Genomic DNA, 13,882 nt, shown 5'->3' on the forward strand with positions numbered 1-13,882 from the left:
AGGCACCTACACCCCCAGGCACCCCAGCGCCATGGCCGCCGCCGAGGTGCGGTTTTCCACCCCCAGTTTGCGGAACACCTGCTCCAGGTGCTTGTTCACGGTACGCGGGCTCAGGGTCAGAATCTGGCCGATTTCCCGGTTGGTCTTGCCCTGGGCGATCCACAGCAGCACCTGGGCTTCCCGGGGCGTCAGCCGCAATTGGGCGCGCAGGCGTTCCGCGCCCTCTTCCTCGTCGTGCTGGTGGATACGGAACAGGAACTCGCCGGGGGTGACCTCGCCCAAAAAGCGCAGGCGAAAGGCGGTATCGCCATCACTGACGGTATGCAGATCCGACGGTTGCGGCGCCCGGGCCAGCCAGTCCTCGATGTGCCGGGCGAGCAGCGCCAGCCGTTTGTCGCGATTGCCGGCATCGTCATTGAGCAACTGCTCCGCTTGCGGTGTGGCCCATTGCCAGCGGCCGTCGCGGCCGGTGGAGAAGGCGGCCTGGGCGAAGCGGTCCAGGGCGCTGCGGGCGCTCTGGGTCTGACGGGCATTGGTCAAATGCACGCGAATGCGGGCGATCAACTCCGAGGGGCGCACCGGTTTGGTGACATAGTCCACGCCGCCGGCCTCGAGCCCGCGCACCACGTCCTCGGCATCGCTGAGCCCGGTCATGAAAATCACCGGAATGGGCGCCAGCGGCGACCGGTTTTTCAGTTGCCGGCAGGTCTCGAAGCCATCCATCTGCGGCATCATCGCGTCCAGAAGGATCAGATCCGGCACCATCTTTTCGGCGATATTGAGCGCCTGCTGGCCGTCCAGCGCGAGCAGGGCGGTCAGGTCCGCCTGTTCCAGGGCCTGGTGGATCATGCCCAGGGAGTCCGGGGAATCGTCCACCACCAGAACCAGGTCCTTGCGATCGGGTTGGCTCATGGCGCGCGCTCCAGCACTTGTATCACCTGATGGAAGTCGAAGCGGCGCAGGGAGGCGGCCAGGGTCTCGGCCAGGGGCGCCGGCAGATGCTGGTCCCGGAGGGCGCGTTCCAGACGTTCCTGCAAGCCCCGCAAGTGACCGATTTCCGCCAGCGCCACCAACTCGTCACGCAGTGTCTTGTCCAACGGCGGGATGGGGGTATCCCCGGCGGGGGCCGCCGGCGGGCGGTGTTCCCAGTCCAGGCGGAGGTGGCGTGCCAGGGTTTCCAATAGCGTGCTCAGTTTGAACGGTTTCACCAGATAGTCGTCGTGGGGACCGTCATTGAAAGCGTTGGCGCGGGCGGCTTCGCGGGCGTTGGCCGACAGCATCACGATCGGCGCCTGGCAGCCGGCCTGGCGCAGGCCCTGGGTGGTTTGCCAGCCGTTCAGCCCGGGCATGGCCACGTCCATCAGGATCAGATCCGGTGTGCTCTGGGCCTGCATCGCCAGGGCGGTGCGGCCGTCCGGCGCTTCCAGAACCTGAAAGCCCAACGGGGTCAGCAGATCGCTGATCAAGCCACGGTGGGAGGGATCGTCGTCCACCACCAGCAGGGTGCGGCGCGGGCCCCGGTAACCGTGCACCGGGCGGGTTGGTTCGCGGTCCTGGCCGTTGCCGTGTTCCAGGCTGGAGAGCATGACCGAGAGCCGGAATTCGCTGCCTTGTCCCGGGATGCTGCTGACCTGGATGTCTCCGCCCATGATATCGGCAAGCAGCTTGGTGATGGTCAGGCCCAGACCGGTGCCGTGAACCACCGGCATGCCCGGCTTGCGCACCCGTTCGAACGGTCGGAAGATGCGCGCCTGATCCTCCTCGGCGATGCCGACACCGGTGTCGCGCACGGTGAACTCCGCCACCTGCGAGCGATAGCGGAAGTGCAGCGTGACCCGGCCCTGGTCGGTGAATTTGATGGCGTTGGATAACAGATTGATCAGAATCTGGCGCAGTCGCTTCTCATCGGTGGCTACCCACTCCGGAATGCGCCCTTGCGGCATGAACTCGAAGCCGATGCCCTTGTCCTCCGCCTGCAGCCGGAACATGGTCACCAGTTCGTCGATCAACGCCGGTACCCGCACCCGGTTGCGGTATAGCTCCAGTCTGCCGGCCTCGATCTTGGAGATTTCCAGCAGCCCTTCGATCAGATCGGAGAGGTGGCCGGTGCTGCGGCGGATGGCGGCGATGGCTTCGCGACGGCTGTCCGGGATGGCCGGGTCGTGCTCCAGCAGCTGGGCGTAGCCATAGGCGGCGTTCAAGGGCGAGCGCAGCTCGTGGCTGAGGCCAGTGAGATAGCGGCTCTTGGCCTGATTGGCGGCTTCCGCCAGTTCCTTGGCCTTTTGCAGTTCACGGTCGGTCTTTTCGTGGGCCTTGATCTCCGCCATCAGGGCGCGGGTCTGCTTCTGGGTTTCTTCTTCCGCCACCCGGCGGCTTTCGTGGGCGAGCACGAACAGCCACGCCACCACACCGCTCATGATCACCAGAATCACGAACAGCTTGGCCAGGGTGGCGGCCAGCACCGCCCGTGCCGGCGGTTCGCCGGCGGCGGCCTGGTAGTAGACCAGTGTCAGAAAGGCGGCCAGCAGCAACGTCACCACCAGCAACAGGCCTAGAAAATGCCCGATGCGGGTGCGCAGGTGGTTGAGGGCGCGATCCGGCAGGATGCCCGCGAGCCAGCCCATCAGTTGCTGCTGGAAGCGGGCATCCTGCTTGCAGCTGTCGTGGCAGCGGGCGTCCAGGGAACAGCATAGCGAACAGATCGGTCCGTTGTAGGCGGGGCAGAACGCCATGTCTTCCTGGTCGAAGGCGTGTTCGCAGATGCAACAGGGTTTGCCCTCCACCGACTCCGGCCGTGATGGCGGCCGGGCGATGTAGTAGCGCCCTCCAGTGGCCACGGCGATCAGCGGCGCGAAAACGAAGGCGGCGAACAAGGTGATGAACGAGGCCAGCGCCTCGCTGGCGGCGCCCAGCACGCCGGCCTTGCAGGCCAGGCCCACCAGGGTGGCCAGCAGCATGGCGCCGCAGCCCACCGGGTTGAGGTCATACAGATAGGCGCGTTTGAACTCGATGTGCCTGGGGCTCAGACCGAGCGGCTTGTTGATCACCAGATCCGCCACCAGGGCGCCGATCCAGGCCACCGCCACCATGGCGTAGCTGCTCAGAATCGACTCGAACGCCCGGTAAATACCGATCTCCATCAGCAGCAAGGCGATCATCACGTTGAACACCAGCCAGACCACCCGGCCGGGGTGGCTGTGGGTCAGCCGCGAGAAAAAATTGGACCAGGCGATGGAGCCGGCATAGGCGTTGGTGACGTTGATCTTCAACTGTGACAGCACCACGAAAATGCCGGCCAGCGCCAGCAGGGCGGCCGGATGGCTGGTGACGTGGGCAAACGCCATCAGGTACATGTGCATCGGTTCCTGGGCCTGGCCTTGCGGCAGACCGTGATGAAGCGCCAATACCACCAGAAAGGAGCCGGCCAGTGCCTTGAGGGCGCCGACCACGATCCAGCCGGGGCCGCCGGCGAGCATGGCCGCCCACCAGCGAACCCGGGTGGCGGGGGTCTTCTCCGGCAGGAAACGCAGAAAATCCACTTGCTCACCGATCTGCGCCACAAGCGAGAACAACACCGTGGAGGCGGCGCCGAACAGCAACAGGTCAAAACCGCCATGGCGGGTGTCGCCACCGGGGAACTGGAACCAGCGGTCCAGGGATTGCGGGTCCTGCCAGAGAATGAACACGAATGGCAGCAACTGCAGGATCACCCAGAATGGCTGGGTCCAGGCCTGGAACCGGGTCAGCTGGGTGATACCGTGGGTGACCAGTGGAATCACCACGATGGAACTGGCCACATAGCCCAACGTCAGCGGCAGACCGAACAGGACTTCCAGGGCCATCGCCATGATGGCCGATTCCAGGGCGAAGAAGATGAAAGTGAAGGACGCGTAGATCAGCGAGGCGATGGTCGAGCCCAGGTAGCCGAAGCCGGCGCCGCGGGTGAGCAGATCAATGTCGACGCCGTCTCGGGCGGCGTAGTAGCTGACCGGGATGCCGAGCAGGAAGATGGTGACGCTGAATACGGCGATGGCCCAGGCGGCGTTGGTGAAACCATGGTTCAGGGTGATGGCGGCGCCGATCGCTTCCAGGGCAAGAAACGAGATCGCGCCCAGAGCCGTCAGCGCCACCCGGCCCGGTGACCAGCGCCGGGCGGACTTGGCGGTGAACCTCAGGGCGTAGTCTTCCAGAGTCTGGTTGGCGACCCATTGGTTGTAATTGCGCCGCACCGGAAAGATTCGTTGCTGCATGTCAGCGTCGTTCACCCACCCGAATGGAAGTGGTGCACGGTCTGGAAACACCGTGCACAGCGTCAAAGCCTCTTTGAATCAACGTTCTGCAAATCAAGGAAGCAGGATTCGTGCCCAACCTTTGATCATGGGCTGTCTTTATTCCCCGGGCCCGACGGTACCCTCGGAATAGCGGGCCGCCTATGGGGAGAATGACGTAGGGACCTGACCCAATCACCGAATGGGCCGCCCGCTGGCCCCTTCCCATACTCGTTGCCAATGACCGCCGGTCCTGGGGCCGGTCGGTCCGAACCGCTGACGAGGGGAAGACCATGACGAGAGCAAAGGTAACGGCGCCGGGTTTGAAACGGCGATTGGGGTGGGCCGGTCTGCTGGCCTGGGCCGCCTTGGGGCTGCCCGGGATAAGTGTGGCCGATGACGTCAACAGCACCGGCCTGGCGGTGACCGAGGACACCGTCAAAGTGGGGATCCTGCATTCCATCACCGGCACCATGGCGATCAGTGAAACCGGTTCGGTGCAGGCGGAAAAACTCGCCATCGAGCAGATCAACGCCCAGGGCGGCGTGCTGGGACGCAAAATCGAGTATATCCAGGAAGATGGTGCCAGCGACTGGCCCACTTTCGCCGAGAAAGCGCGCAAGTTGCTGGTCAACGACAAAGTGGCGACGGTGTTCGGGTGCTGGACTTCCGCCTCCCGCAAGGCGGTGCTGCCGGTGTTCGAGCAATACAACGGCATGCTCTATTACCCGACCTTCTATGAAGGGCTGGAGCAATCGCCCAATGTGATCTACACCGGCCAGGAAGCGACGCAACAGATCCTCGCCAGCATCGATTGGGTGGTGAAGGAGAAGGGCGCCAAGACGTTCTATCTGCTCGGCTCCGACTACATCTGGCCGCGCACCTCCAACAAGATCGCCCGCAAGCATATCGAGAAGAAAGGTCTGAAAGTGGTGGGGGAGGAGTACTACCCGCTGGGTCACACTCAGTTCAACTCGGTGATCAACAAGATCAAGCTGCGTAAGCCGGACGTCATCTTTGCTTCCGTGGTGGGCGGTTCCAACGTGGCCTTTTACAAGCAGCTCAAAGCCGCCGGCATTGATCTGACCAAGGAGAAGCCGCTGCTGCTGACCATCTCCGTCACCGAGGATGAAATTCTGGGCATCGGCGGTGAGAACGTGGAGGGCGCCTATGCCTCCATGAAGTACTTCCAGAGTCTGGACAACCCGAACAACGAAGCCTTCGTCAAGGCGTTCAAGGAACGCTGGGGCGATGACATCGTGATCGGCGACGTGACTCAGGCGGCTTATCTCGGCCCCTGGCTGTGGAAAGCGGCGGTGGAGAAGGCTGGTTCCTTCGACGTCGACAAGATCCGAGAGGTATTCCCGGGCATCGAACTGAAGACCGCGCCGGAAGGTTATGTCCGCATCCACGAGAATCATCACCTGTGGTCCAAGGCACGCATCGGCCAGGCGCAAAAAGACGGCCAATACAAAGTGGTGTACGAGACCGAGGATCTGATGGAGCCGGATCCGTTCCCCGAAGGCTACAAGTAAGCAGACCGCCGGCACCCGTGAGGGTGCCGGCCCGATTCGACGCGAAAGGTTGCCCGGGAGAACGCCATGTTCGCTGATTATTCCATGCCGGAGCTGATGTCGATTTTCGCCATGCAAGGCTTTGCCGGCTTGTCGTTGTTTTCCATTTTCGTGCTGATGGCCCTGGGGCTGGCGATTATTTTCGGCCAGATGGGCGTCATCAACATGGCCCACGGTGAGTTCATGATTCTGGGGGCCTATACCACCTACCTGACCGCCGGCCTGTTTGAAACTGTGATGCCCGGCCTGTACGGCATTTATTTCTTTGTCGCCATGTTCCTCGCGTTCATTGCCAGCGCTTTGCTCGGCATGCTGGTGGAATGGTTGATGATACGTCATCTGTACCACCGGCCGTTGGATACGCTGTTGGCCACCTGGGGGCTGAGCCTGATTCTGCAGCAGGCCTACCGATCGATCTTCGGTGCCCGGGAAGTGGGCGTCAGTCTGCCGGACTGGATGATGGGCTCCATCGCCGTCACCGACCTGGTGGAAATTCCCATCAACGGATTGATCGTGATGATGCTGACGCTGGTCATCGCCACTCTGGTTTATCTGTTGATGTTCCGTTCCGGCTGGGGGAGGCAGGTGCGCGCGGTGGTGCAGAACCGGCCCATGGCGGAAGCGGTGGGGATCGATACCGGCAAAGTGGACCGGATCACCTTTGCCCTGGGTTGCGGTATCGCCGGCGTCGCCGGCGCGGCCTTTACCATGATCGGATCCACCGGCCCCACTTCCGGACAGCTTTACATCGTCGACACCTTCCTGGTGGTGGTGTTCGGCGGCGCTCAAAGCCTGCTCGGCACCATTGCATCCGCGTTCACCATTTCCCAGGCCCAGTCGACCATGGAATTCTTCCTCAGCGGCTCCATGGCCAAGGTGCTGACGCTGCTGGTGGTGGTGGGCATTCTCATGTTGCGTCCTCAGGGTTTGTTCGCCCTCAAGGTTCGCCGTTAGGAGGCCGTGATGAAAACAACTCCATCCGCATCGTCATTGATGTCCCGGGAGAACCTCTATTTCCTGGTGCTGGCGGCACTGCTATTGCTGGTGTTTCCGGTACTGCTGGATGCCTTCCGTCTCAATCTGGTGGGCAAGTACCTGACCTACGCCTTCGTCGCCGTGGGGCTGGTGCTGTGCTGGGGCAAGGGGGGCATTCTCAGTCTCGGGCAGGGCGTCTTTTTCGGACTTGGCGGCTATTGCATGGCCATGTTCCTGAAACTGGAAGCGTCCAGCCCCGAGGCCACCGCCAGTCAGTCCACGCCGGGCATTCCCGACTTCATGGACTGGAATCAGGTCACCGAACTGCCCTGGTTCTGGCAGCCGTTCCACAGTTTCTCCTTCACTCTGATCGCGGTGGTGATGGTGCCGGTGATCCTCGCCTTCATCATCGGCGTGGCCATGTTCAAACGGCGTGTCGGCGGCGTCTACTTCGCCATCATTACCCAGGCGATCGCCGCCATTCTCACCATCCTGATCATCGGGCAGCAGGGCTTTACCGGCGGCGCCAATGGCATCACCGACCTGCGCACGCTGATGGGCTGGGACATCCGCGGCAATGAAGCCAAGACAGTGCTGTACTTTGTTACCTCCGGTTTGCTGTTGGCCTGCGTGTTGCTGGCCCGCCATGTACTGGGCAGCAAACTCGGCCGCATTCTGGTGGCGATGCGGGACCAGGAAGACCGGGTTCGTTTTTCCGGTTACGACGTGGCCTCGTTCAAGGTGTTCGTGTTCTGCCTGGCGGCGGCGCTGTCCGGTATCGGCGGTGCCCTGTTCACCTTGCAGGTGGGCTTCATGTCGCCGTCCTTTGTCGGCATCGTGCCGTCCATTGAAATGGTGATCTTCTGCGCCGTGGGCGGACGACATTCATTGCTCGGCGCGGTGTATGGCGCGTTGTTGGTGAACGCGGCGAAAACCGGATTCTCCGAATCCTTTCCGGAACTCTGGCTGTACGCCATGGGCGCGCTGTTCATTGCCGTGGTGTTGGCATTCCCCAACGGCATCGCCGGACTGTATCAGCGCTATCTGATGCCGTTGGAGAAAAAAATACTGGGTGGTCTGGGTAAAGCCGCCAACACGCCGCCCACGGCCGCGGCCCGCCGGATGGAGGAGACCCCATGAGCACGTCCCGGGATTTTATTCTCAGCGTGGAAGGCCTGACCGTATCCTTTGATGGCTTCAAGGCGGTCAATGATCTGTCCCTGTACCTGGAGCACAACGAAATCCGCGTCATTATTGGCCCTAACGGCGCCGGTAAGACCACCGTGCTGGACCTGATTTGCGGCAAGACCCGTGCCACCGACGGCGCCATCCGTTTCAAGGGCCAGGAACTGACGCGCATGAAGGAGCACCAGATCGTTCGCTCCGGAGTGGGCCGAAAGTTCCAGAACCCGTCCATATATGACGACCTCACCGTGTTCGAGAACCTGGAGGTGTCCTATCCGCGCGGGCGGTCGGTGATGGGCGCGCTGGCGTTTCGCCGCGATCAGCAGGTCCTCGATGCGGTACACGAGGTGGCGGAGACCATCTTTCTGGCGGATCAGCTCGACTGCCGTGCCGATCTGCTCAGTCATGGGCAAAAGCAGTGGCTGGAGATCGGCATGCTGCTGATCCAGAAGCCGGATCTGCTGATGCTGGACGAACCGGTGGCGGGCATGTCGGTGGCGGAGCGCAAGAAAACCGCCGAGCTGCTCAAAGTGATAACCCGCAATCACACGGTGCTGGTGATCGAGCACGACATGCAGTTCGTTGGCGATATCGCCGATCGTGTCACCGTGATGCATCAGGGCCAGGTGTTGTCCGAAGGCTCCCTGGCCCACGTCAAAGCCGACCCGAAAGTGGTCGAGGTCTATCTGGGGCACTGATTATGCTGAAACTGCAGAACTACTCCGTGGCCTATGGGCAGAGCAAGGTGATCCATGACTTGCAACTGGACGTGGGCGAGAACGAGATTGTCGCCGTGGTTGGCCGCAACGGCATGGGCAAGACCACGTTAATGAAATCCATGGTGGGCATGGTGCCGGCCAGGGAAGGCGTGTTGTCCATGCAGGGCGTCGATCTGATGCCGCTGAAAAGCCATCAAAGGGTCAAGGCCGGGCTCGGCTTCGTACCGCAGGGCAGGATGATCTTTCCCACTTTGACGGTGAAGGAAAATATCGAGACCGGCCTGGCCGCGTCCGGGCGCAAGGGTATCCCCGCCGATCTCTACGAGTTGTTCCCGGTGCTCAAGGATATGGCGTCGCGCAAGGGCGGCAATCTGTCTGGTGGGCAGCAACAACAACTGGCTATCGCCCGTGCCCTGGCCACTGATCCCAAAGTGCTGATTCTCGATGAACCCACCGAGGGGATCCAGCCTTCCATCATCCAGGAGCTGGCGCGAACGCTGCGCAAAATCCGTGACACGCGGGGACTCTCCATTCTGGTTTCCGAGCAGGTACTGAGTTTCGTCATGAACGTGGCGGACCGGATTCTGGTGATCGAGAAAGGGCGCTTCGTGCATCAGGAAGAGCGCGAAGGCGCGAACCAGGAAAAAATCGCCGCCTATCTGGCGGTCTGAATTCGAGGAGACAAGCAATGCGTCATGGTGATATTTCCAGCAGCGCCGATACCGTCGGCGTGGCGGTGGTGAACTATAAAATGCCGCGTCTGCACACCCGTGAGGAGGTGCTGGATAACGCGCGCCACATCGCCGAAATGATCAAGGGGATGAAGCTCGGATTGCCGGGCATGGACCTGGTGGTCTTCCCCGAATACAGCACCATGGGGATCATGTACGACCCCGATGAAATGATGGCCACCGCCGCCACCGTGCCCGGCGATGAAACCGATATTTTCGCCGCCGCCTGTCGTGAGGCGAACACCTGGGGGGTGTTCTCGCTTACCGGCGAGCGCCATGAAGAACATCCCGACAAGGCGCCGTACAACACCCTGGTGCTGATCGATAATCAGGGCCGTATCGTGCAGAAATACCGTAAGTGCATTCCCTGGTGCCCGATCGAGGGCTGGTATCCCGGTGACAGCACCTACGTTACCGAAGGGCCGAAAGGGCTGAAGATCAGCCTGATTATCTGTGACGACGGTAACTATCCGGAGATCTGGCGGGATTGTGCCATGAAGGGCGCGGAGTTGATCGTGCGTTGTCAGGGCTACATGTATCCGGCCAAGGAACAACAGATCATGATGGCCAAGACCATGGCCTGGGCCAACAACTGCTACGTGGCGGTGGCCAACGCCACCGGTTTCGACGGTGTCTATTCCTACTTCGGACACTCCGCTCTGGTCGGCTTCGATGGCCGCACCCTGGGGGAATGCGGCGAAGAGGAGATGGGCGTGCAATACGCCCAGCTCTCGGTCAGCCAGATCCGTGATGCCCGCGCCAACGATCAGTCCCAGAACCATTTGTTCAAGTTGCTGCATCGCGGTTACACCGGTGTGTACAACTCCGGTGACGGTGACAAGGGCGTGGCCGATTGTCCGTTCGATTTTTATCGAACCTGGGTGCTGGATGCGCGGAAAGCCCAGCAACAAGTGGAGGCCATGACCCGCGATACGGTTGGTGTGGCGGACTGTCCGGTGGGAGACTTGCCGGTACCGGACAAGGAAAGGGTGGCGGGGGAGTAGACGCCGGTGCCCTTCATCAACGATCGCCTGATGGAACAGGCGGAGTCCCGGCCACCGCCGTTGACGCCGGGGGGCCGCGTTTCCCGCTTCCAGTTCGAGCCGGAACAGGTGATGGCACGGCTGAGCGCCCGCATCGTCGGCCAGGATCCGGTGCTGGCGGACCTGGAGGCCATGCTGACGCGGATCAAAGCGGATATTTCCGATACCGAACGGCCGTTGGCGGTGCACCTGTTTGTCGGTCCCACCGGTGTTGGCAAGACCGAAACCGCGCGCCTGCTGGCCGAGGCGCTGCACGGTCGCGCCGACGCGCTGTGCCGGGTCGATATGAACACTCTGGCCCAGGAGCATTACGCCGCCGCCTTGACCGGCGCGCCACCTGGATATGTGGGCAGTAAGGAAGGCCATACCCTGCTGGATGAGGACCGGCTGCGTGGCACCTTGCGCAAGCCAGCAGTGGTGCTGTTCGACGAAATTGAGAAGGCCGACGCCCGGGTCATAAGGGCCTTGATGAACGTGCTGGATCACGGCCGTTTGCCATTGTCCGCAGGCACCCGGGAGCTGGATTTCCGCAACAGTCTGATCTTCATGACCAGTAACCTCGGCGCCCGTGAAGCTCAGGCCAGATTGTCCCTCTATCGCGGCGGCTGGCGCCGCTGGCTGGGAATGCGTCCGGGAGAAGTGGAGCGTATTCCGGAACAAGCGGTGCTCGAGCACTTTGATCCGGAGTTCATTAATCGTATCGACCGCATTCATTACTTTCAGCCGTTGGCGCCACAAAGGGCCGAGGCGCTGCTGGATATCGAATTGGATCGCCTGGCGGACCGCCTGCGAAGACGGGAAGTCCATCTGTCCTGGCAACCGGCGGCGCGGGCCTGGTTATGCGCCAGGCAGGATATCCGCTACGGAGCCCGTGATCTGCGGCGGCGGCTGCGCAACGAACTGGAACCCAAAGTGGCCGCGGCCATGTTCAGCCATCCCGGCACTCGTCAGTTTCTGGTGCGGGCCTCCGGTGGTACCTTGGAGGTCGTGCCGGTGATGGATACCGAACCCCACGACGCACTACGTCATACAACGTAGGCGCCGGGGTGTTTTCACCAATGGCGCCGGCCGGTGGCCGGCGCGATAGTGTCAGAGCCTGCCCGGCAGGCTCTGATTCATGATCCCTGCCTGGGCATGGGATGACGACATTGAGCGGAGGGAAGCACACCATGGCTGAGACCATCATTAAAATTGATCTGAACAAGTCCCCATACGAGAACGAGAAAGTACATAACCGGTGGCATCCGGATATTCCCATGGCCGCCATGGTGAAACCCGGTGATGACTTCATCGTGGAATGCCACGACTGGACTGGCGGGCAAATCAACAACGACGACAACGCCGAGGACGTTCGCGACGTGGACCTGACTCAGGTGCACTTCCTGTCCGGTCCGGTGGGTGTGGAAGGCGCCGAGCCCGGAGATCTTCTGGTGGTGGATATTCTCGATATCGGCACCTTCGAGGAAAGCCAGTGGGGTTTCAACGGCTTCTTTTCCAAACAGAATGGTGGCGGCTTTCTGACCGAGCACTTTCCGGAAGCGCAGAAAACCATCTGGGACTTCAATGGCATGTTCACCAAATCCCGCCACATTCCCGGCGTGGAATTCGCCGGTCTGATTCACCCGGGATTGATTGGCTGCCTGCCGTCCAAGAGCATGCTGGACGAATGGAACAAGCGGGAAAAAGAACTTTATGATACCGACCCGGACCGGGTGCCCGGCCTGGTCAATCTGCCGTTCGCCGATACCGCTCACATGGGCAAGCTGAACGGTGATGCCCGTAATGCCGCGGCGGCGGAAGGCGCGCGTACGGTGCCTCCGAGAGAGCATGGCGGTAACTGCGACATCAAGGACCTTTCCCGGGGCTCGCAAATCTACTTCCCGGTGTATGTGAAGGACGCGGGGCTTTCCGTGGGCGATCTGCACTTCAGCCAGGGGGATGGCGAGATCACCTTCTGCGGCGCCATTGAAATGGCCGGCTGGATTCACATGAGGGTGAATCTGATCAAAGGTGGCATGGAAAAATACGCGATCAAGAACCCGATCTTCAAACCCAGCCCGATGGCGCCGAAGTATGATGACTATCTGATCTTCGAGGGTATTTCCGTGGATGAGGAAGGCAAGCAGCACTACCTGGACGTGCATATTGCGTATCGTCAGGCTTGCCTCAACGCCATCGAGTACCTGAAGAAATTCGGCTATTCCGGTGCCCAGGCCTATTCGCTACTGGGATGCGCGCCGGTGCAGGGCCATATCAGCGGTGTGGTGGACGTACCGAACGCCTGTGCCACTTTGTGGTTGCCCACCGACATTTTCGAGTTTGACCTCAAACCTGGCGTGGATGGCCCTCAGCACAGCGTGGCCGGATCCATGGATGTGCCACTGGCGAAAGACAAGTAACGCCCGGATAAAGGAGAACGGCGATGCCGTTGTACGACTATAAATGCGCGAACCATGGGCTGTTCCATGCGCTGGTGGCGGTGGCCGAATCCGGTATCGCCCACGCCTGCCCACAATGCGGTGAACTGGCGCCGCGGGTGATCATGGTGCCGCCGGAGGTGCTCGATATGGCCCCGGCCCGCCGTCAGGCCATGGAACGCAATGAACGCGCCGCCCATGAACCCCGGCGAGGCAATGACCACAGTGAAAAGGAACAAGGCTGCTGCCACCACGCCAAGCCCTCGCCAAAAGTGTTCTACACCGCCGACGGCAAGAAAATGTTCCCCTCGGCGCGGCCTTGGATGATTAGCCACTAGGAGAGGCAGTTAAGAGTGAACAGTGAATAGTTAATAGTTACGCGGACCGAGTTCGCGGGAACTGAAAACAGAGAGGCCGCGTACCAGCGTTGGGCGCGGCCTCTGACGTTTCAAGATGGCGAGGTTATTCTTCGCGAAACTGTTAACTGTTCACTATTACTTGTTAACTAAAAAAGCACCATCCCCAGGCTTTCCGCCACGCAGGCGGGTTTGTCGCTGCCTTCCAGCTCGATGGTGACTTCGTTGCAGAGCAGGTAGCGGCCTTCGCCTTTCTGGGTGACGGATTTCATCACGAAGCGGGCGCGGACGCGGGCACCGGCGGGGACGGGGGCGAGGAAGCGGCAGCCGTTGAGGCCGTAGTTGATGCCGGCTTTGACGCCTTCGATGGCGTAGATCTGATCCTTGAACATGGGGATCAGGGAAAGGGTCAGGTAACCGTGGGCGATGGGGCCGCCCATGGGGGACTCCTTGTTGGCCCGTTCCACGTCCACGTGGATCCACTGGTGGTCGCCGGTGGCTTCGGCGAACTGGTTGATGCGCTCCTGGCTGATGGTCTCCCATTCGGAAACGCCGAGCTCCTTACCTTCCCAGCTTTGCAGTTCTTCGGGACTTTTAATTGTCAGCATGGTTTC

General features: G+C 61.5%; 12 protein-coding genes. 9 read left to right on the forward strand and 3 right to left on the reverse strand.

Features of this window, described 5'->3' with window-relative positions; translation table 11 throughout:
* Positions 1-6: 6 nt before the first annotated feature.
* Both CRO06_RS10610 and CRO06_RS10615 read right to left on the reverse strand, forming a co-directional pair.
* Positions 7-912: a response regulator transcription factor gene (locus CRO06_RS10610; protein ID WP_097058408.1), complete on the reverse strand. Its 906-nt coding sequence runs from the start codon at positions 910-912 to the stop codon at positions 7-9.
* Entirely contained in the window at positions 909-4,250 is a 3,342-nt protein-coding gene (locus tag CRO06_RS10615; RefSeq protein ID WP_097058409.1) for a hybrid sensor histidine kinase/response regulator, read from the reverse strand. Before CRO06_RS10615 ends, CRO06_RS10610 begins: the two co-directional genes overlap by 4 nt.
* 311 nt (positions 4,251-4,561) lie before the next feature.
* On the opposite strand from CRO06_RS10615, the gene urtA reads away from it, so the two are divergent.
* From urtA to CRO06_RS10660, 9 genes are all read left to right on the forward strand, one after another.
* Complete coding sequence (urtA, locus tag CRO06_RS10620) at positions 4,562-5,803, forward strand: urea ABC transporter substrate-binding protein (RefSeq protein ID WP_026949844.1); 1,242 nt, start codon at positions 4,562-4,564, stop codon at positions 5,801-5,803.
* A 66-nt stretch (positions 5,804-5,869) separates the two neighbouring features.
* Positions 5,870-6,796 (forward strand): urea ABC transporter permease subunit UrtB, encoded by a 927-nt coding sequence (gene urtB, locus CRO06_RS10625; protein WP_097058410.1) that lies wholly within the window; start codon positions 5,870-5,872, stop codon positions 6,794-6,796.
* Between the two features lie 9 nt (positions 6,797-6,805).
* Positions 6,806-7,957 carry an urea ABC transporter permease subunit UrtC gene (gene urtC, locus CRO06_RS10630; protein WP_097058411.1) on the forward strand — a complete coding sequence of 384 codons (1,152 nt, stop codon included), beginning with the start codon at positions 6,806-6,808 and terminating at the stop codon, positions 7,955-7,957.
* Positions 7,954-8,700, forward strand: a complete 747-nt coding sequence (urtD, locus tag CRO06_RS10635; RefSeq protein ID WP_022997512.1) for an urea ABC transporter ATP-binding protein UrtD — start codon at positions 7,954-7,956, stop codon at positions 8,698-8,700. The genes urtC and urtD overlap by 4 nt, the downstream gene beginning before the upstream one ends.
* Before the next feature lie 2 nt (positions 8,701-8,702).
* A complete protein-coding gene (gene urtE, locus CRO06_RS10640) occupies positions 8,703-9,392 on the forward strand; it encodes an urea ABC transporter ATP-binding subunit UrtE (protein WP_014993417.1) in 690 nt (229 codons plus the stop codon).
* A gap of 17 nt (positions 9,393-9,409) precedes the next feature.
* Positions 9,410-10,456: an aliphatic amidase gene (locus CRO06_RS10645; protein ID WP_097058412.1), complete on the forward strand. Its 1,047-nt coding sequence runs from the start codon at positions 9,410-9,412 to the stop codon at positions 10,454-10,456.
* 6 nt (positions 10,457-10,462) lie between these two features.
* Positions 10,463-11,533: an AAA family ATPase gene (locus CRO06_RS10650; RefSeq protein ID WP_026949841.1), complete on the forward strand. Its 1,071-nt coding sequence runs from the start codon at positions 10,463-10,465 to the stop codon at positions 11,531-11,533.
* 131 nt (positions 11,534-11,664) lie between these two features.
* The gene (gene fmdA / locus CRO06_RS10655) at positions 11,665-12,894 is read left to right on the forward strand and encodes a formamidase (protein ID WP_026949840.1); all 1,230 of its coding nucleotides are present in this window, start codon (positions 11,665-11,667) and stop codon (positions 12,892-12,894) included.
* 23 nt (positions 12,895-12,917) lie between these two features.
* Entirely contained in the window at positions 12,918-13,250 is a 333-nt protein-coding gene (locus CRO06_RS10660; RefSeq protein ID WP_022997507.1) for an FmdB family zinc ribbon protein, read from the forward strand.
* A 167-nt stretch (positions 13,251-13,417) separates the two neighbouring features.
* On the opposite strand, the gene CRO06_RS10665 is transcribed toward CRO06_RS10660, so the two are convergent.
* Positions 13,418-13,876 carry a MaoC family dehydratase gene (locus CRO06_RS10665; protein WP_022997506.1) on the reverse strand — a complete coding sequence of 153 codons (459 nt, stop codon included), beginning with the start codon at positions 13,874-13,876 and terminating at the stop codon, positions 13,418-13,420.
* Between the last annotated feature and the right edge of the window lie 6 nt (positions 13,877-13,882).

This window comes from Alloalcanivorax xenomutans (assembly GCF_900217905.1).
In the GTDB taxonomy this organism is placed as follows: domain Bacteria; phylum Pseudomonadota; class Gammaproteobacteria; order Pseudomonadales; family Alcanivoracaceae; genus Alloalcanivorax; species Alloalcanivorax xenomutans.